Annotated in this window: 16 protein-coding genes; 6 read left to right on the top strand and 10 right to left on the bottom strand. The window is 69.2% G+C overall.

The features are described from left to right. The first annotated feature begins 1 nt into the window (after position 1). On the top strand, positions 2-1,363 hold the full coding sequence (locus ABTW65_RS27890; RefSeq protein ID WP_350666305.1) for a TrkH family potassium uptake protein: 1,362 nt from the start codon (positions 2-4) through the stop codon (positions 1,361-1,363). Then, complete coding sequence (locus ABTW65_RS27885) at positions 1,356-2,021, top strand: potassium channel family protein (protein WP_350666256.1); 666 nt, start codon at positions 1,356-1,358, stop codon at positions 2,019-2,021. Before ABTW65_RS27890 ends, ABTW65_RS27885 begins: the two co-directional genes overlap by 8 nt. A 9-nt stretch (positions 2,022-2,030) precedes the next feature. On the opposite strand, the gene ABTW65_RS27880 is transcribed toward ABTW65_RS27885, so the two are convergent. The 6 genes from ABTW65_RS27880 to ABTW65_RS27855 are packed head-to-tail and all read right to left on the bottom strand — an operon-like array spanning position 2,031 to position 9,757. Continuing rightward, positions 2,031-2,717 (bottom strand): response regulator, encoded by a 687-nt coding sequence (locus ABTW65_RS27880; protein ID WP_350666254.1) that lies wholly within the window; start codon positions 2,715-2,717, stop codon positions 2,031-2,033. A gap of 7 nt (positions 2,718-2,724) precedes the next feature. Then, complete coding sequence (locus tag ABTW65_RS27875; RefSeq protein WP_350666252.1) at positions 2,725-5,253, bottom strand: ATP-binding protein; 2,529 nt, start codon at positions 5,251-5,253, stop codon at positions 2,725-2,727. Positions 5,254-5,257: 4 nt separating this feature from the next. Continuing rightward, positions 5,258-5,872 carry a potassium-transporting ATPase subunit KdpC gene (gene kdpC / locus ABTW65_RS27870; protein WP_350666250.1) on the bottom strand — a complete coding sequence of 205 codons (615 nt, stop codon included), beginning with the start codon at positions 5,870-5,872 and terminating at the stop codon, positions 5,258-5,260. 2 nt (positions 5,873-5,874) lie between these two features. Beyond that, a complete protein-coding gene (gene kdpB / locus ABTW65_RS27865) occupies positions 5,875-7,947 on the bottom strand; it encodes a potassium-transporting ATPase subunit KdpB (RefSeq protein WP_350666248.1) in 2,073 nt (690 codons plus the stop codon). Further along, the gene (kdpA, locus tag ABTW65_RS27860) at positions 7,944-9,608 is read right to left on the bottom strand and encodes a potassium-transporting ATPase subunit KdpA (RefSeq protein ID WP_350666246.1); all 1,665 of its coding nucleotides are present in this window, start codon (positions 9,606-9,608) and stop codon (positions 7,944-7,946) included. The genes kdpB and kdpA overlap by 4 nt, the downstream gene beginning before the upstream one ends. Then, a complete protein-coding gene (locus tag ABTW65_RS27855; RefSeq protein WP_350666244.1) occupies positions 9,605-9,757 on the bottom strand; it encodes a hypothetical protein in 153 nt (50 codons plus the stop codon). Before ABTW65_RS27855 ends, kdpA begins: the two co-directional genes overlap by 4 nt. 179 nt (positions 9,758-9,936) lie before the next feature. On the opposite strand from ABTW65_RS27855, the gene ABTW65_RS27850 reads away from it, so the two are divergent. Further along, a complete protein-coding gene (locus ABTW65_RS27850; RefSeq protein WP_350666242.1) occupies positions 9,937-10,965 on the top strand; it encodes a magnesium transporter CorA family protein in 1,029 nt (342 codons plus the stop codon). Between the two features lie 123 nt (positions 10,966-11,088). Further along, positions 11,089-11,634, top strand: a complete 546-nt coding sequence (locus ABTW65_RS27845) for a hypothetical protein (protein ID WP_350666240.1) — start codon at positions 11,089-11,091, stop codon at positions 11,632-11,634. A 6-nt stretch (positions 11,635-11,640) separates the two neighbouring features. On the opposite strand, the gene ABTW65_RS27840 is transcribed toward ABTW65_RS27845, so the two are convergent. Beyond that, a complete protein-coding gene (locus tag ABTW65_RS27840) occupies positions 11,641-12,483 on the bottom strand; it encodes an acyl-CoA thioesterase (protein WP_350666238.1) in 843 nt (280 codons plus the stop codon). 159 nt (positions 12,484-12,642) lie between these two features. On the opposite strand from ABTW65_RS27840, the gene ABTW65_RS27835 reads away from it, so the two are divergent. Further along, the gene (locus ABTW65_RS27835; protein WP_350666236.1) at positions 12,643-13,857 is read left to right on the top strand and encodes an acetyl-CoA C-acetyltransferase; all 1,215 of its coding nucleotides are present in this window, start codon (positions 12,643-12,645) and stop codon (positions 13,855-13,857) included. A gap of 55 nt (positions 13,858-13,912) precedes the next feature. Here ABTW65_RS27835 and ABTW65_RS27830 read toward each other — a convergent pair whose 3' ends face one another. Continuing rightward, the gene (locus ABTW65_RS27830; RefSeq protein WP_350666234.1) at positions 13,913-14,392 is read right to left on the bottom strand and encodes a MarR family winged helix-turn-helix transcriptional regulator; all 480 of its coding nucleotides are present in this window, start codon (positions 14,390-14,392) and stop codon (positions 13,913-13,915) included. A 229-nt stretch (positions 14,393-14,621) separates the two neighbouring features. Between ABTW65_RS27830 and ABTW65_RS27825 the strand changes: the two genes are divergently transcribed. Continuing rightward, positions 14,622-15,944 (top strand): MFS transporter, encoded by a 1,323-nt coding sequence (locus tag ABTW65_RS27825; protein WP_350666232.1) that lies wholly within the window; start codon positions 14,622-14,624, stop codon positions 15,942-15,944. Positions 15,945-16,031: 87 nt separating this feature from the next. Here the strand turns inward: ABTW65_RS27825 and ettA are convergent, their stop codons facing one another. Continuing rightward, a complete protein-coding gene (gene ettA, locus ABTW65_RS27820; RefSeq protein ID WP_350666230.1) occupies positions 16,032-17,714 on the bottom strand; it encodes an energy-dependent translational throttle protein EttA in 1,683 nt (560 codons plus the stop codon). A gap of 92 nt (positions 17,715-17,806) precedes the next feature. After that, the gene (gene ssb / locus ABTW65_RS27815) at positions 17,807-18,334 is read right to left on the bottom strand and encodes a single-stranded DNA-binding protein (RefSeq protein WP_350666229.1); all 528 of its coding nucleotides are present in this window, start codon (positions 18,332-18,334) and stop codon (positions 17,807-17,809) included. Positions 18,335-18,410: the final 76 nt, after the last annotated feature.

Here is an 18,410-nt window from a genome sequence, read left to right as displayed (position 1 = left end):
GATGAGCTCCTCCCTCACGCGTCGAGCGCGTCGCGCTCGACCGCTGCTGCGCCATCCGGGCCAGGTGGTCGTCGCCGGGTTCGCGGTCGCGATCCTGATCGGCACCCTGCTCCTGATGCTGCCGGTGGCGCGCACCGACCCCGGCCACGCGCCGTTCCTGACCGCGTTGTTCACCTCGACCAGCGCGGTCTGCGTCACCGGTCTGGTCGTGGTCGACACCCCGACCTACTGGTCGACGTTCGGCGAGGTCACCATCCTCGGGCTGATCCAGGTCGGCGGGATCGGGATCATGACTCTCGCCTCGTTGCTGGCGCTGATCGTCTTCCGCCGCCTCGGGCTGCGCTTCCGGCTCACCGCCGCTGTGGAGCACACCAGCTCGGGACTCGGCGACGTCCGCAGCGTGGTCAAGGGAGTGGTCGGGATCAGCCTGGTCATCGAGCTGATCGTCGCGATCCCGCTGATGCTGCGGTTCTGGCTGGGTTACGGCTCCTCCCCCGAACGGGCCGCCTACGACGGTGTCTTCCACGCGATCTCCGCCTTCAACAACGCCGGCTTCGCACTGAGGTCGGACAACCTGATGGGCTACGTCGACGATCCCTGGATCTGTCTGCCCATCGTCGTCGCCGTGATCGCCGGCGGCCTCGGGTTCCCGGTGTGGCTGGAGCTGCTGCAGCGTACGAAGGTACGGATGTGGAGCCTCCACACGAAGATGACCGTCACGGGCACCATCGGCCTGCTGCTCATCGGCACCGTGTTCTTCATGGCCACGGAGTGGCGCAACCCGGACACCCTCGGGGCGCTGAGCACACCCGGGAAGCTGCTGGCCGGCTTCTTCCAGAGCACCATGACGCGTACGGCCGGGTTCAACAGCCTCGACTACGAGCAGATGCACGAAGGCACCCTGCTCGGCGTGGACGTGCTGATGCTCATCGGCGGCGGGTCGGCGGGCACTGCGGGCGGCCTCAAGATCACCACGTTCATGCTGCTCTTCTTCGTCATCCTCGCCGAGGTGCGCGGCCAGCGCGAGGTCGAGGCCTTCGACCGGCGCATCGACCCGCGCGCGATCCGTCAGGCACTCACGGTCGCGCTGCTCTCGGTCGGCTTCGTGGTCACCGGCACCATCGCCCTGCTCCATCTTGTCGACGCACCCACCCACCGGGTGCTCTTCGAGGCCGTCTCGGCCTTCGCCACGGTGGGCCTGTCGGCGAACCTCACCTACGACGTGCCCTCGGGCGGTCAGATCGTCCTCATCGCGATGATGTTCGTCGGCAGGATCGGCCCGATCACCCTCGTCTCCGCACTGGCGCTCCGCGACCGCGAGCGACTGCACCGCCTCCCGGAAGGACGGCCACTCATTGGCTAGAAAAGACACCACCTACGGCGGAGTCGCTGTGCTCGGCCTCGGCCGGTTCGGCAGCGCGCTCGCCCTGGAGCTGGTCGAGGAGGGCGAGGAGGTGCTCGCCGCCGACATGAACTCTCGGACGGTGCAGGAGCACGCCGGCCTGCTCACCCATGTGGTCGAGGCCGACACCACGAGCGAGGACGCGATGCGGGAGCTCGGCCTGAGCGAGTTCGGCACCGTGGTCGTCAGCATCGGCACCGACATCGAGGCGAGCATCCTCACCGCCTCCGTCGCGGTCCACCTCGGCGTACGCAATGTCTGGGCCAAGGCGATCAGCGCACCGCACGCCCGGATCCTCACCCAGATCGGGGTGCACCGCGTCGTACGTCCCGAGCACGACATGGGGCAGCGCGTCGCCCACCTGGTCCGCGGACGGATGCTGGACTACATCGAGTTCGACGACGGGTACGTCTTCGTCAAGACCCGGCCGCCGGCCGCGCTGCACAACCGCAGCCTCACCGGCGTCGGGGTCCGCCAGAACTACGGAGTCACCGTCGTCGGGGTCAAACCAGCCGGAGGCAAGTTCACCTACACGACGCCCGAGACCGTCATCCGCGCCGACGACGAGATCGTCGTCTCCGGGCCCCAGTACAAGGTCGAGGCCTTCGCCCGGCTCTGACGCGTGGTCTCACGCGCCCGGCTCGAGGGTGTAGCCGACGCCGGGCGTGGTGACCAGCAGGCGCGGGTGAGCCGGGTCGTCCTCGAGCTTGCGCCGCAGCTGTGCGGCATAGACGCGCAGGTAGTGGGTCTCCTTGGCGTACGCCGGCCCCCACACCTCGTTGAGGATCTGCTCACGCGTCACCAGCCGGCCGAGGTTGCGGGCCAGGAGCTCCAGGAACGACCACTCGGTCGGCGTGAGGCGTACGTCCTCCCCCGACCGGTGGACCCGCTTGCGCGCGAAGTCGATCTCCAGGTCTCCGACCGTGACGACGGCGGCGGCAGGGGGTGCGGCGTCCTGCGAGCGCCGGACGGCCGCTCGTAGGCGGGCCATCAGCTCGTTCATGGCGAACGGCTTGGTCACGTAGTCGTCGGCGCCGAGGTCGAGCGCCTCCACCTTGTCGTCGCCGTGCTGCCGGGCCGAGAGCACGACCACCGGTACCTGGGTCCAGCCGCGCAGCCCCTCGATCACCTCGGTTCCGTCCAGGTCCGGCAGACCGAGGTCGAGGAGGACCACGTCGGGGTGGGTCGCGGCGGCCGCGGCGAGACCCGATCGGCCGTCGGCGGCGGTCTCGACCTCCCAGCCGGCCGCGCGAAGGTTGATCGCGAGCGCACGCAGCAGCGCAGGCTCGTCGTCGATCACCAGCACCCGGCTCATCTCGCCCTCACTCCTGACCCGGCACGGCGCGGGGCACGGCCAGGACCATCGTCAGTCCACCGCCGGGGGTGTCCTCGGCGGTGATCCCGACGCCGAGCGTCTCGCTGAGCCCGCGCGCAACGGCCAGACCGAGGCCCAGCCCGCCCGGCGAGGTGTCGTCGAGACGCTGGAACGGCTCGAACATCCGCTCCCGCTGTGCCGCGGGCACACCGGGGCCACGATCCACGATCATCACCTCCACAGTCTCCGGGGTCACATGGGCGAGGACACGCACCGGCTCGCCCTTGGACACGCGGACGGCGTTGCCGACCACGTTGGCGACCACCCGTTCCAACAGGGCCGAGTCGGTGCGTACGAGGGGAGCGTCCTCACCCACCTCCAGGGCGACCGACCCGGGCGGCAGCCCGGCGATCGCCAGCGGTAGCGACTCGTCCAGGCTGACGGTGCGGATGACCGGATGGACCAGATCGGCGTCCACCCGGGACAGGTCGAGAAGGTCGTCGATGAGGGACTCGAGCTGCTCGGCGGACCCGGCCGCGGACTCCACCAGCTCCTTCCGGTCGGACTCCGGGACCCGCCCACCGAGCAGGCCGTCGAGGGATGCCCGCATGGTGGCCAGCGGCGTACGCAGGTCGTGGGAGACGGCGCGGAGCAGCGAGGTCGACGTCTGCTCCGCCTTCTCCAGCACGAGGGCGCGGTCGGCCTGGTCGCGGAGCCGGCGGTACTCGAGCACCAAGGAGGTCTGGACCGCGAACGCGTCCAGGACACGCTGGTCGGCCGCGCGGAGCGGCTCGCCGCGGAGGACGATCACATGGTCGTCGTCGACCCTGACCACCGTGTCGCCCGCCCCTGGCTCTCGCGCCGGGTCCTCGCCGACCGCGGCCAGCGCGTGCCACCCGGTGGCGCTCGAGCTCAGCAGCGCGACCGACCGCTGCCCGAAGCTCTCGCGTACGCGGTGGACGATCGCCTCCGCCGTGTCCTGACCAGTGAGGACCGACCTCGACAGTGCGCTCACCGTCGCCGCCTCGGCCCGCGCCCGGGCCGCCTCCTCCGAGCGCCGTGCCACTTGGTCGACGACCCCGGCGACCGCCAGCGCCATGGTCAGGAAGACCGCCAGGGCCAGGATGTTGTGCAGGCTCTGCACACGCAGCTCGAAGTACGGCTGGGTGAAGAAGAAGTTCAGCAGGCCGGCTCCGATCAGGGCGCCTGCCGCCGACGCCCAGCGGCCACCGATGAGGGCCGCCGCGACGATCGCCCCGGTCATCAGCAGGCTGGCGACCGGCAGCTGGGCGTTGCGTTCGCCGGACGGCACCAGGTAGAGCCCGCCGAGGACGATGAAGGGCAGCGCGACCGCGGCCAGCCAGCCGGCGATGCGCCGGGAGCGGCCCAGTGCGGAGCGCGGCCGCCGCAGACGTACGCCTGCTCCGGCGTGCTCATGCGTCACCAGATGTACGTCGATGCTGCCCGCGGCGATGGCGATCCGATCACCCGTGCTGCCGGTGAACAGCCGCCGAACCCGGCCGTGCCGGGAGACTCCGACGATGATCATCGTGGCGTTGGCACCGACCGCGAAGTCCACGATCGCCGCGGCCGCGTCATCGCCGATGACCGTGTGGAACGTGCCTCCCAGCGACCGGGTGAGCTCCTGGCTCCGGGGTACGTCGCTGCCCGCGGGCCGGGCCAGCCCGTCGGCGGAGATCACGTGCACGGCCAGGAGCTCTGATCCCTTGGCCCGCTGGCACAGCCGGGCCCCGCGGCGTAGCAGGGTCTCCGTCTCCGGCCCACCCGTCACCGCGACCACGATGCGCTCCTTGGTGGGCCACGGGTGCGCGATCTGGTGCTCGCGCCGGTAGTCGCCGAGCGCGTCGTCGACCCGGTCGGCGAGCCACAGCAGCGCCAGCTCGCGCAGCGCGGTGAGGTTGCCGACCCGGAAGTAGGAGGTCAGCGAGGCATCGATGGTCTCGGGCTTGTAGACGTTGCCATGAGCCATCCGCCGCCGCAGCGCCTCCGGCGCCATGTCGACCAGATGGATCATGTCGGCGGTCCGCACGAGATCGTCGGGCACGGTCTCCCGCTGGCGTACGCCGGTGATCCGCTCGACCTCGTCGTTGAGGGACTCCAGGTGCTGGATGTTGACGGTGGTGATCACGTCGATCCCGGCCGCCCGGATCTGGTAGACGTCTTGGGCGCGTTTGGTGTGCCGGCTGCCGGGCACGTTGGTGTGCGCGAGCTCGTCGATGCAGACCACCTTCGGGTCGCGGGCGATCACCGCCTCGACGTCTAGCTCGGTGAAGGTCGTCCCGCGGTAGTCGATCTCCCGGCGCGGGATCACCTCGAGCCCCTCGATCTGGCGCGCGGTGTTGCTGCGGTCGTGGGTCTCGACGAACCCGACCACCACATCGGTCCCCCGCGCCTGGCGCCGCTGCGCCTCGCCGAGCATGGCGTACGTCTTGCCGACGCCTGGCGCGGCTCCGAGATAGACGGTCAGACGACCCCGCTTGCGCGGGGACCGTCCGGCCGTTGACGTGGTCTGCACGCCCCTATTCAACCCTCTGCGCGCGCACCGCGATGTTGAGCTCGAGCACGTTGACCCGCGGCTCACCGAGGATGCCGAAGGTCCGGCCGTCGGTGTGCTCGGCCACCAGCGCCGTCACCGCCTCCTCCGAGAGCCCGTTGGCGCGGGCCACCCGGGACACCTGGAGGGCTGCGTAAGCCGGTGAGATGTCCGGGTCGATGCCGGATGCGGAGGTGGTGACGGCGTCGGCGGGGATCTGGTCGTCCGTGACGCCTTCGCGCGCGGCGATCTCGCGCCGGCGCTCCGTGATCGCCTTGACCAGATCCGGGTCCTCCGGGCCGAGGTTGGAGCCGTAGGTGGACAGCGTGTCCCAGCCGTCGCCGGCCGCGCTGGGACGCGGGTAGAAGAGGCCCTCGTCGTCGTTGCCCTGCCCGATCAGGGCCGAGCCGACCGCCTCGGCGGGGTCGTTGGTGTGCGCGCCGGACTCGGTGACCAGAGAACCGTCGGCACGCCAGCCGAAGGCGGCCTGGGCGACGCCGGTGACGACGAGCGGGTAGGCGATCCCGCACAGCAGCGTCGCGGCGATGAGCACGCGGAGCCCGGCGAGGGAGTGGCGAAGGAGTGCATAGAGATCTGACATGTTCACAGTCCTGGGATGAGGGAGATGACGAGGTCGAGCAGCTTGATCCCGACGAACGGCACGATCAGGCCGCCGACCCCGTAGAGCAGCAGGTTGCGGCGCAGCAGGGCCGAGGCCGAGGACGGCCGGTAGCGGACGCCGCGCAGCGCCAGCGGGATCAGCGCGATGATGATCAGCGCGTTGAAGACCACCGCGGAGACGATGGCAGACTCCGGCGAGGAGAGCCGCATGACGTTGAGGACGTCCAGCGCGGGAAAGGCGCCGACGAACATCGCCGGCAGGATCGCGAAGTACTTCGCGACGTCGTTGGCCACCGAGAAGGTGGTCAACGCGCCCCTGGTGATCAGCAGCTGCTTGCCGATCTCGACCACGTCGATCAGCTTGGTCGGGTCGGAGTCGAGGTCGACCATGTTGCCGGCCTCCTTGGCCGCGGTCGTCCCGGTGTTCATCGCGACACCGACATCGGCCTGCGCGAGCGCGGGCGCGTCGTTGGTGCCGTCGCCGCACATCGCGATCATCCGTCCGCCGCGCTGCTCCTTGCGGATCAGCGCCAGCTTGTCCTCCGGGGTCGCCTCGGCGAGGAAGTCGTCGACGCCCGCCTCCTTGGCGATGGCCGCGGCGGTGGCCGCGTTGTCGCCGGTGATCATGACCGTCTTGATGCCCATCGCGCGCAGCTCCTCGAACCGCTCGCGGATGCCGTCCTTGACGACGTCCTTGAGATGTACGACGCCCAGCACCCGTGCCGGGTCGCTGTTGCGGTGCTCGGCGACGACGAGCGGGGTGCCACCCGTCTCGGCGATCTCGGAGACGATCACCGCGGTCTCCGGGGGCACCTGGCCGCCGTTCTCCTTGACCCAGGCCGTCACCGCGGAGGCGGCGCCCTTGCGTACGCTCAGACCGGGGCTGTCGAGGCCGGACATCCGGGTGGTGGCGGAGAACTCCACCATCGTGGCCTCCGCCGGCCCGCCCATGGAGCGACCGACGAGCGTGAGGATGCTGCGGCCCTCCGGGGTCTGGTCGGAGAGGCTGGCCAGGACCGCGGCGTTCTCGGCGCCGGTCAGCGTGACCCCGGTGACCGGGATGATCTCGTACGCCTGCCGGTTGCCGTACGTGATCGTGCCGGTCTTGTCGAGCAGGAGCACGTCGACGTCACCGGCCGCCTCGACGGCCCTTCCCGACATCGCCAGGACGTTGCGGCGTACGAGCCGGTCCATGCCGGCGATGCCGATGGCGCTCAGCAGCGCGCCGATGGTGGTCGGGATCAGGCAGACCAGCAGGGCGGTCAGGACCAGCCAGGACTGGTGCGCGCCGGAGTAGCCGGCCAGGTAGTAGAGGCTCCAGCAGACGACCACGAAGATGGCGGTCAGGCTGGTCAGGAGCACGTTGAGCGCGATCTCGTTCGGCGTACGCTGCCGCTCCGAGCCCTCGACCAAGGCGATCATCCGGTCCACGAAGGAGTGGCCCGGGTCGGAGGTGATCCGGACGACGATGCGGTCCGAGAGGACCAGGGTGCCGCCGGTCACGGCGCTGCGGTCGCCACCAGACTCACGGATCACCGGCGCGGACTCGCCGGTCACCGCGCTCTCGTCGACGCTCGCGACCCCCTCGATGACGTCACCGTCACCGGGAATCCGCTCGCCGGCCTCGACCACGACGACGTCGCCGGCGCGCAGGTCGGTGGAAGCGACGAGCTCCTCGGCGCCACCGGCACCCCCACGCAGACGACGGGCGGTGGTCTCGGTCTGTAGGGAACGCAGGCTGGCCGCCTGGGCCTTGCCGCGGCCCTCGGCGACCGACTCGGCGAGGGAACCGAAGACGACGGTGAGCCACAGCCAGACGGTGACCAGCCAGCCCATCACCGACGGGTCGAGGATCGACATGACGGTCGTGGCGGCCGCACCGAGCTCGACCACGAGCATGACTGGGGTCGCCACCAGCTTGCGGGGATCGAGCTTGCGCAGCGCACCAGGCACCGCCTCGGCGATCTGCTTGGCCGTGAGCACCGACGGGGCTGCGTCGACATGGGTGGGGTGCTCGGTGAGTTCTTCAGGGGTACGTACGGGGGTCTGGGTCATGACAGGGACTCCACGATCGGGCCCAGCATGAGAGCCGGGACGAAGGTCAGGCCGACGACGACCAGCGCGACGCCGGTCAGCAGGCCCACGAAGAGCGGGCGGTGGGTGGGCAGGGTGCCGGCGTTGTCCGGCAGCCGGCTGGCGGTCGCGAACCGGCCCGCCAGGGCGAGCACGAAGACCATCGGGACGAACCGGCCGAGCAGCATCAGCATCCCGAGCAGCGTGTTCCAGAACGGAGTGCCCGAGGTGATGCCGGCGAAGGCGGAGCCGTTGTTGTTGGCGGCGCTGGTGACGGCGTACAGCGCCTCGGAGAGGCCGTGCGGGCCGTCGGTCGAGAGGCCGGCCAACCCTGCCGGAGCGGTCAGCGCGATCGCTGCGCCGACCAGCACCAGGATCGGCGTGGTCAGGATGTAGACCGCGACCAGCACCATCTCGTCGCGGCTGATCTTCTTGCCGAGGTACTCAGGCGTACGTCCCACCATCAGGCCGCACAGGAAGACCGTGACCACGGCGAGCATGAGCATGCCGTAGAGACCGGAGCCGACGCCGCCCGGCGCGATCTCGCCGAGCATCATCCCGAACATCGCGACGCCGCCACCAGGAGCGGTCAGGCTCTCGTGCATGCCGTTGACGGCACCGGTCGAGGTGCCGGTGGTGGCGGCGGCGAACAGCGCCGTGGCGGCCTCACCGAAGCGGGTCTCCTTGCCCTCCATCGCGGCTCCGGCGAGCTGCGGAGCGGTGCCGGGGCCGGCCATCTCCGCCCAGGTCAGCAGGGTGATGCCGACGGTGAGGAGGGTGCCCATCGTGGCCACCACCGCGCCGCCTTGGCGCTTGTCCTTGACGATCAGGCCGAAGGCCCAGGCCATCGAGAACGGCAGCACGAGGATCGCCCAGATCTCGAGCAGGTTGGTGAACGGGTTGGGGTTCTCGAAGGGGTGGGCGGAGTTGACGTTGTAGAAGCCACCGCCGTTGGTGCCGAGCTCCTTGATCGCCTCCTGGCTGGCGACCGGGCCACCGGTCAGCGGCTGGGTGCCGCCGGTCAGCGTGGTCATCTCGTGCACGGCGTGCAGGTTCTGCACGGCCCCGGCCGCGACCAGCACGATCGCGACCACGAACGCCGCCGGCAGGAGAACCCGAACCGTCGTACGCACCAGGTCGACCCAGAAGTTGCCGATCCTTCCCTGGTTGCGGGTGCGGGCGAGCCCGCGCGCGAAGGCCGCGGCGACGGAGAGACCGACCGCGGCGGAGACGAAGTTCTGCACCGCCAACCCGGCCATCTGGATCAGGTGGCCGGCGGCCGCCTCCCCGGAGTACCACTGCCAGTTGGTGTTGGTCACGAACGAGACCGCGGTGTTCCAGGCACCGTCGCTGGGCAGCGGGTCGAAGCCGCCGTCGAGCGGCAGCAGGTTCTGCAGCCGGCCGAAGGCGAACAGGAACAGGATCCCGGCCAGCGAGAAGCCCAGCGCCGACATCGCGTACGAGCGCCAGTGCTGGTCGGCCTCGGCGTCGACCTTGAGCGCCCGGTAGGCCACGGCCTCGGCGCGCAGGTGCTTCGGGCTGGTGTAGATGTGGGTGAGGTAGCGGCCGAAGAGCGGGACCGCGAGGGCCAGCGCTGCGATCAGGACGACGATCTGCAGGACGGCGGCGGCGACGGAGCTCATCGGCTCACCGCCCGCGGCTCGGTCTCGGTGGGGGTGGCGCCGGTGTCGGTGTCGGAGGGCTGGCCCAACCGTCGGTCGATGACTCCGACCAGCGCGGCGAGCCCTGCGAAGGACACCAGCGTGATGAGGATGTAGACGAGATCTAGCACGTCTCCATTGCAGCCCCGCCCGAGGCCAGTGAGGGTCGGCCTTGACGGTTCCCTGACGGCGTACGCCTCGCGATTGACGCATCCTTGACCGGTGCACTCGGGCTGGTGCTGACCGTCAACGTCGTCCTCTATATCCTCTTCCGCCGCCGCAACTGGATCTGAGAAGAGGCCCCCCACACATGATCGTCTACGCACTGCGCCCGACCGGGCTCACCGAGCACGTCCCGAAGGAGGTCCCCGATCTGCTCGACGAGCCGGACACCGTGGTGTGGATCGACATCCCGCAGTGCGACGAGGAGGCGGCCGAGCAGCTCGGACAGTGGTTCCCGTTCCACACCCTCGCGCTGGGCGACTGCATGGCCCGCAACCACATCTCGAAGTTCCACTTCTACGAGGACCACGTCTTCACGGTGCTGCACGCCCCGAAGCTGGGGACCGGCGGGCACGTGCACTACGTCGAGCTCGACCAGTTCATCGGCGCGAACTACCTGGTCACCGTGCACGGTCCGGTCAACCCGGTGGTCGACCCGGAGGTGGCGCATATCGACACCGACCACGTGCGGCGGCGGATCCTGAAGGGCGACGTCGCCCTGCGTACGTCCTGGGACGTGTCCCACGCCATCGCCTCGTCGATGATCCGCCGCGAGACGCAGCTCGTCGCCGACCTCGCCCGCGAGTCCGGGCGGATCGAGCAGCAGGTCACCGACGACGACCCCGACGACGATCCGGCGACCCTCCTGGAGGACCTGTTCCAGGTCGGTCACGCGCTGCTGACCGTACGCACCATCGCCACGCACAGCGCGGAGACGTGTCGCGCGCTAGCGCGGCGCGGGACCGGGCCGGTCGCGGGACTGGCGGCACGAGCGGCCGAGCTGGCCGACCGGTTCGACATGGTGCGCACGATGGCCGACGGGCAGGGCGAGTTCGTCCGCGGAGTGATCGACTTCTACCAGGCTCGCACCAGCACTCACCTGGCGCTGGCCACCGAGGAGCTGGCCGCCACCTCGGTGCGACAGAACGACGACATGCGCCGGATCTCGGCGTGGGTCGCCATCATCGCCGCCCCCACCCTGGTCACCGGCTTCTTCGGACAGAACGTCCCCTACCCCGGCTTCGGTCAGCTCAGCGGCTTCATCGTCTCGACCGGCGTCATCGTGGTCGCCGCGATCGTCCTGTACGTGCTGCTCAAGGCCAGACGCTGGCTGTGACCCGGCGTGGTCGGGTCATGAAACGCTGACAAAGGTCCCGCTTCTCGACAACTGACGTAAGCACTGGGAGGCTACTGGACTCAAGCAGAACATTCTGTTGACCAGAGCGCTCTCGGAGGACGCATGCGGGCAATTCAGCGGGCTATCGTCGGAGTCGGCCTTGCAGTCGTCGCCATCGTCGCGATGGCACTGCTCATCGGCGGTCTACGGTCGATCGGACCGGACCAGTCGAACCAGCCCGCGCAGCAGGCGACCGGCCAGCAGACTCCGCTCGCCGACGGCCCAACCGGCCCGCCCGAGCCCATCGACGCCGCCGAGGACACCGCGGTCGGCACGCTGCCCCCTCCGGCTGACGCCTCGCTCGCCACCCAGCTCGCCTCGCGTGACCTGCTCGCGCCGCCCGACTCGGCGCCGAACGCGTCCCCCGCCGAGGGCAGCACGCTGAGCGCCCGGAAGACGCGCGCCGGGAAGAGGTCGGGCGAGGCCTCAGGGGTCCCGACGATGCCCAGCCAGGACTTCACCGCGACCCAGGACGGCTGGGACTGGAGTGACTGGGGCGACGCGGATGGCTGGTACGGCGACAGCGACGAGGACTGCCGACGCGACCACCGCGACGGGCATCGCTACGACCGCCGCGACGACTGCGACGATGACGACCGGCGCGACTGAGGCCGTCTAGAGCACGCTCTCGACGGCCGCACGCACCTGCGGGCTGGGCTCGATGGCCTTGCCGGACTCCAGGTCGTAGAAGACCAGCGTGACCTGCCCGCGGGCGAGCCGGAGGTCTCCATCGGCGATCTCGGACTCGATGGTCATCGACTTGGTGCCCAGCCGGGAGACGTAGCTCCACACGTCGTACGGCTCCGAGCGAGCCAGGACCGGCGCGTGGTAGGTGACATCGGTCTGCGCGACCACGACGGAGGGCCAGCCGTTGATCTCGTTGTGGGAGCTGAGCCGCTTCATCAGCGCCAGTCGCGACTCCTGGAAGTACTCGAAGTACTTCACGTTGTTCACGTGCCCGTAGGCGTCGACGTCGGAGAAGCGGACGAAGAGCGGGAAGCGCCCGTCCTCGAGCCGCTTCGTCTCGCCCAGCGCGAGCGGCTTCGGCGACCATTCCTCCGGGTAGGCCTCGAGGTACGGCTGGAGGTTGGCCTTCTCCTCAGGCTTGAGCCGGCGCGGCGACTCGGTGGCGAAGACGTACGGCGCCAGGACCGTGCTCGCCCGCAGGAAGACCTTGCGGGTGCCGTCGGGCTGGTCGCGGAAGATCTCGTAGGCCATCGTGAAGCTGGCCGCCCGGATCTCGGTCACCCACGACTCGACGTAGACCGGCGTGAAGTCGAAGAGCAGCGGGGCGACGTACGTGACCTGGTGGCTGGCCACCACGACACCCTCGGCCAGGCCCTGGGTCTGCGGGCTCCGGGCGTGCGTGCGCAGCATGTCCACGCGCGCCTCTTGGAGGTAGTCGACGTAGACGACGTTGTTGACGTGGCCGAGCATGTCGAGGTCGGCCCAACGCATGGGGCATTCGTAGAGGTGGCGCACGTGGCCGATCCTTCCAGATGCCTGTATCGAGCTTGTCGAGATGATCTTGGGCACTGGGCCTGGCGACCAGACGCTGTCCGGGCGAGTATGGTGTCGACCACAGTTCAACCTACTCATCAGTAACCGGGAGTCTTCATGCCTGAGGCAGTCATCGTCGCCGCCGCCCGCACTCCGATCGGGCGAGCCAACAAGGGATCTCTGAAGGACTTCCGTCCCGACGACCTCGCGGCGCTCATCACCAAGGAAGCAGTCGGCAAGGTCGAGGGTCTCGACCCCAACGACATCGACGACCTGCTGCTCGGGTGTGGTCTGCCGGGCGGCGAATCGGGCAACAACATGGGCCGCGTGGTCTCCGTGCTGAACGGCTGGGACAAGGTGCCCGGCGCGACCATCACCCGCTACTGCTCTTCCTCGGTGCAGACCTCGCGGATGGCGCTGCACGCGATCAAGGCCGGCGAGGCCGACATCATCGTCTCGGCCGGTGTCGAGACCGTGTCCCGCTTCGTCAAGGGCACCTCGGACCACCTGCCCGACACCGTCAACCACCTCTTCGACGACGCCCAGTCGCGGACCACCGCGACCGCCGGCACCAACGAGAAGTGGCACGACCCGCGCGAGGACGGCCTGCTGCCCGACGTCTACATCGCGATGGGCCAGACCGCTGAGAACCTCGCCACCTCGCGCGGGATCTCGCGCCAGGAGATGGACGAGTTCGGCGTACGCTCCCAGAACCTCGCCGAGAAGGCCATCGCCGACGGCTTCTGGGCCCGCGAGATCACCCCGGTCACCACCCCCGACGGCACCGTCGTCTCGGGCGACGACGGCCCCCGCGCGGGCGTGACCCTGGAGGCCATCTCCGGCCTCAAGCCGGTCTTCCGCGAGGACGGCACCGTCACCGCCGGCAACTGCTGCGCTCTCAACGACGGCGCCGCCGCCGTCGTGGTCATGTCCGACACCAAGGCCGCCGAGCTCGGCGTCACCCCGCTGGCGCGGATCGTGTCCACCGGCGTCTCCGGCCTCTCCCCCGAGATCATGGGTCTCGGCCCGGTCGAGGCGACCCGGAACGCGCTGAAGTACGCCGGCATGTCGATCGGCGACATCGACCTGGTCGAGATCAACGAGGCCTTCGCGGCCCAGGTGATCCCGTCCTACCAGGACCTCGGCATCGACATCGACCGCCTCAACATCAACGGTGGCGCCATCGCCGTCGGTCACCCCTTCGGCATGACCGGCGCGCGCCTGCAGAACACCATGCTCAACAGCCTCGACTGGCACGACAAGACCACCGGTCTGATCACCATGTGCGTCGGCGGCGGCCAGGGCATGGCGATGATCCTCGAGCGCATCTGACACACCCCCTCGACTCGGTGCGTCTGCCCCAGGCAGGCGCGCCGAGTCGGCGTTTTCAGCGCATCTCGATGCCGGGGCGGTCGCTGATGAGGTGGTCGGAGACGGCGTTCATCACTCGACCCAGAGCCGCGAAGTCTTCCTCGCTGACCAGGTCGATGAGGTAGTCGCGTACGCCGGTGACGTGGACGGGAGCCGCTTCGCGCAGCAGCTCGAAGCCGCGCTCACTGAGGGTGGCGACGACACCGCGGCCGTCGTCGGCGGAGTTGCGGCGTTCGACCAGCCCGGCGCGCTCCATCCGGGTGATCGTGTGCGTGATCCGGGAGCGCGAGTGGGCCAGGGAGTCGGCGAGCTGAGCCATCCGCATGGCGCCGTCGTTCTCGGAGAGGCGTACGAGGATCTCGTACTCCGGCAGCGAGATGTCGAAGCGGGTGCGTAGATCGGCATCCAGGCGGTCATCGAGCAGGGTCATCCCCATCATCAGCGCACGCCAGGAGCGCTGTTGCTCTTCATCCAGCCACCGAGTCTCATCACCCACGGGGCATTACGTTAGCCCTGTCTACGAGCTGTTCCATGCACTGGCACCCCTTAACAGCGAGGAAGTTGTCACCGAAAGTTCGAATCACACCCGGGACGAGAGCCCTGAAACAGCCGGGACCAACGGCAGAATGAGCCGGGACCTTAGCCCGGCCATCCGCTCGACCGAAGCCGCCACAGGCCCCTAGAAACAATTCGCCACGGCCTCAGGTAAAGGCGAAGATTGTGCGGTGTCGACTCCCCCTGCTCTCGGTCTCCGTGACTTCATAGCCGCACTTCCACGCGAGGGCCGTTGGCTCCTGTCGACGGTTGCGATCCAGCTCCTCGGTCGCGGCATGACGCTGCCGTTCACGATCATCTACCTGCATGAGGTACGCGGCTTCGACCTCGGCCTCGCCGGCACCCTGATGGGCCTGATCGCCATCGTCGGCTTCCTGGTCACCGGCCCGGCGGGCAGCCTGATCGACAAGTACGGAGCCCGCCCGGTGATCCTCGGCGGCCTGGTCTGCGCGATCGCCGGTGACGTGATGCTCGCCTTCGCCACCACTCCGGTGCTCGCCGGTGCGGCGCTGTGCCTTCTGGGTGTCCAGGCCGGGGTGTCCTGGCCTGCCGCCAACGCCCTGGTCGCCACCGTGGTCGAGGGTGAGCTCCGGCAGCGCTACTACGGGGTGAACTTCGCGCTGATCAACCTCGGCATCGGCGTCGGCGGCGTCATCGGTGGTCTCTTCATCGACGTGAGCCGGCCCGAGACGTTCACCTACGCCTTTCTCGCCAATGCCGCCACCTTCACGATCCCGGCCATCGTCATGCTCGGCCCGCTGCGCCATCTGCACGGCCGCGCCGCACGTCCTGCCGCCGACGAGCCCGACGCCGCCGCCTCGTACGCCAAGATCCTGCGCCGTCCCGAAGTCATCTGGCTGGTGGTGATCGGGGTGCTGCTCTCGACCCTGGGGTATGGCCAGATCGAGAGCGGCTTCCCGGCCTACTCGCGTCAGATCGCCGAGGTCTCCACCCGGGTCATCGGGTTCGCGTTCGTGGTGAACTGCGCCGTGATCGTGCTCGCCCAGTTCTGGGTGATGAACCGTGTCAGCGGCAAGCGGCGCACTCGGGTGCTCGTCGCCACCGCCGCCATCTGGGCCGTCGCCTGGGTGGTCTTCGGGGCGACCGGCCTGGTACCCGGCTCCGTCGCCGCCATCGTCGGCGTGGTCGCCTTCCAGGGACTTTTCTTCGCCCTCGGCGAGACGCTGATGCAGTCGGCCTACCCGGCGCTGACCAACGACATGGCGCCCGACCATCTGCGCGGGCGCTACAACGCGATCAACTCGGCCTCGTTCCAGACCGGGGCGATCGTCGGCCCGATCCTGGCCGGCTTCCTGCTCGAGCACGGCCAGTCGACCTTGTTCATCGCGCTGATGGTGGTCGGCTGTGTCGGCATCGTCGCCGCTTCGATGCGGCTCGAGCGCCGGATCACCCCAGCCGTGAACGGCGTACGCCCCACCCTCGCCGAGTCGGCTCAAACTGACGCCGAATCCCGCCCAGTCGGCTCGTCATAACGCGCCGACTCGGCGCGGGATCTGGTCAAAACGCGCCGACTCGGCGCTTCTGTGCGGGACAGACGCGCCGAGTCGGCAGGGGTCGGATCAGTCGCGGGTGAGGCGACGGTGGGTGACGCGGTGGGGGCGGGCGGCCTCCTGGCCGAGGCGCTCGATCTTGTTGGCCTCGTAGGACTCGAAGTTGCCCTCGAACCAGAACCACTCGCCCTCCTTCTCCTCGGTGCCTTCCCAGGCGAGGATGTGGGTGGCGATGCGGTCGAGGAACCACCGGTCGTGGGAAGTGACCACGGCGCAGCCGGGGAAGTCGAGCAGTGCGTCCTCCAGCGAGGAGAGTGTCTCGACGTCGAGGTCGTTGGTGGGCTCGTCGAGCAGGAGCATGTTGCCGCCCTGCTTCAGGGTGAGCGCGAGGTTGAGACGGTTGCGCTCACCACCGGAGAGCACGCCGGCCTTCTTCTGCTGGTCGGGGCCCTTGAAGCCGAAGGAGGCGACGTAGGCCCGCGAGTTCATCTCGAAGTTGGCGACCTTGATGAAGTCCAGTCCGTCGGAGACGACCTCCCAGACGTTCTTGTTGGGGTCGATGCCGCCGCGGCTCTGGTCGACGTAGGAGATCTTCACCGTCTGGCCGACGTTGAGCTCACCCGCGTCGGGCTTCTCGGAGCCGGTGATCATCCGGAACAGGGTGGTCTTGCCGACACCGTTGGGGCCGACGATGCCGACGATGCCCGCGCGCGGGAGCGAGAACGAGATGTCGTCCCACAGCGTGCGGCCCTCGAAGCCCTTGACCAGGCCCTTGGCCTCCATCACCACGTCGCCCAGGCGCGGGCCCGGCGGGATGTTGATGTCGGCGGTGTCGATCTTGCGGGCCTTGTCGGCCTCGGCGGCGAGCTCCTCGTAGCGGGCCAGACGCGACTTCGACTTGGTCTGGCGGGCCTTGGCGTTGGAGCGGACCCACTCCAGCTCCTTCTCGAGCATCCGGGCGCGCTTGGCGTCCTTGAGGCCCTCGACCTTGAGACGGTCCTTCTTGGTCTCCAGGTAGGTGGAGTAGTTGCCCTCGTAGCCGTGGATCGAGCCGCGGTCGACCTCGGCGATCCACTCGGCGACGTTGTCGAGGAAGTAACGGTCGTGGGTGACCGCCAGGACGGCGCCCTTGTAGCTCTTCAGGTGACCCTCGAGCCACTGCACCGACTCGGCGTCGAGGTGGTTGGTGGGCTCGTCGAGCAGCAGCAGGTCGGGCTCCTGCAGGAGCAGCTTGCACAGCGCGACGCGGCGGCGCTCACCACCGGAGAGGTTGTCGACGATCGCGTCGCCCGGAGGGCAGCGCAGCGCGTCCATCGCCTGCTCCAGCTTGGAGTCGATGTCCCAGGCGTTGATGTTGTCCAGGAAGGTCTGGAGATCACCGGTCTCCGCCATCAGGGCGTCCTGGTCGGCGTCGGGGTCACCCATCTCCATGTAGGCGTCCTCGAGGCGCTTCATCTTCGTCTTGATCTCGCTGACCGCCTCCTCCACGTTCTCGAGGACGGTCTTGCCCTCGGTCAGCGGCGGCTCCTGCTGGAGCATCCCGACGGTCGCGTCCTGGTCGCGGACGATGTCGCCGTTGTTGGGATGGTCCAGCCCCGCCATCAGCTTGAGCAGCGAGGACTTACCCATGCCGTTCGGGCCGACAACGCCGATCTTGGCACCGTGCAGGAACGAGAGGGTGACGTTGTCGAGGACGACCTTGTCGCCATGGGCCTTGCGCACATTGCGCAGGGAGAGGATGTAGTCGGCCATGGTGCCCACCCTAATGAGGGAGAGGCACGCCGGTACAACCGGCGCACCCCGCCACAGGGCCCGGCACCCGCCCTGCGCCTGCCCGGCTCACCTCACGCCGCCACGGAGGTCTCCGTCTCGTCAGTCGCCTCGCCCTCGTCCTCGGCCGCCGGCTTCTGGTCCCAGGGGTCCGCACCCGGCGCGCGCCAGTCGGAGATCGGGTCGCGCTCGGGATCGTCGTCGTGGGGTCCGGGGGTGGGGGCGGCGACCGCGGCCAGGGAGCGCGGGTTGCGCGAGAGGCTGCTCATGCCGCGGTTGAGGTCGTGGCCGACGACGGTCGCCTCGACCTCGAAGGTGTTGACCTCGAGCCCGTCCTTGTTGACGTAGCTGCGGGTCGAGAGCCGTCCCTGGACGACCACGGGGTCGCCCTTGCGAAGCGAGCGCCCGACGTTCTCCCCCAGCTGACGCCAGGCACTCACCGAGAACCATTGCGTCACGCCGTCGCTCCACTCCCCGGTGGACCGGTTGAGCTTCCGCGGTGTGCACGCCATCCGGAAATTCGCGACCGAGTACTCACCGACGCTCCGCACGACGGGGTCGGCGCCGACGTTGCCGCGCAGGGTGATGATCGAGTCGTTCATCGTTGTCTCCTCAGAGTTCGCGCCCGCCTGATGCGGGCCTCGGAGACAACCCTGCGCTCGACCACCGACAGTTCCG

Source organism: Nocardioides sp. NPDC127503, assembly GCF_040302165.1.
GTDB lineage: Bacteria > Actinomycetota > Actinomycetes > Propionibacteriales > Nocardioidaceae > Nocardioides.
The sequence above is the reverse complement of the archived record's forward strand: the minus strand, read 5'-3'. Positions and strand labels throughout refer to the sequence as shown.

Excerpts from the sequence above, each read along its gene's own strand:
- ssb (WP_350666229.1), bottom strand. The coding sequence starts at position 18,334 with ATGAACGACTCGATCATCACCCTGCGCGGCAACGTCGGCGCCGACCCC.
- ettA (WP_350666230.1), bottom strand. The coding sequence starts at position 17,714 with ATGGCCGACTACATCCTCTCCCTGCGCAATGTGCGCAAGGCCCATGGC.
- ABTW65_RS27880 (WP_350666254.1), bottom strand. The coding sequence starts at position 2,717 with ATGAGCCGGGTGCTGGTGATCGACGACGAGCCTGCGCTGCTGCGTGCG.
- ABTW65_RS27845 (WP_350666240.1), top strand. The coding sequence starts at position 11,089 with ATGCGGGCAATTCAGCGGGCTATCGTCGGAGTCGGCCTTGCAGTCGTC.
- kdpB (WP_350666248.1), bottom strand. The coding sequence starts at position 7,947 with ATGACCCAGACCCCCGTACGTACCCCTGAAGAACTCACCGAGCACCCC.
- ABTW65_RS27890 (WP_350666305.1), top strand. The coding sequence starts at position 2 with ATGAGCTCCTCCCTCACGCGTCGAGCGCGTCGCGCTCGACCGCTGCTG.
- ABTW65_RS27840 (WP_350666238.1), bottom strand. The coding sequence starts at position 12,483 with ATGCGTTGGGCCGACCTCGACATGCTCGGCCACGTCAACAACGTCGTC.
- kdpA (WP_350666246.1), bottom strand. The coding sequence starts at position 9,608 with ATGAGCTCCGTCGCCGCCGCCGTCCTGCAGATCGTCGTCCTGATCGCA.
- ABTW65_RS27835 (WP_350666236.1), top strand. The coding sequence starts at position 12,643 with ATGCCTGAGGCAGTCATCGTCGCCGCCGCCCGCACTCCGATCGGGCGA.
- kdpC (WP_350666250.1), bottom strand. The coding sequence starts at position 5,872 with ATGTCAGATCTCTATGCACTCCTTCGCCACTCCCTCGCCGGGCTCCGC.
- ABTW65_RS27850 (WP_350666242.1), top strand. The coding sequence starts at position 9,937 with ATGATCGTCTACGCACTGCGCCCGACCGGGCTCACCGAGCACGTCCCG.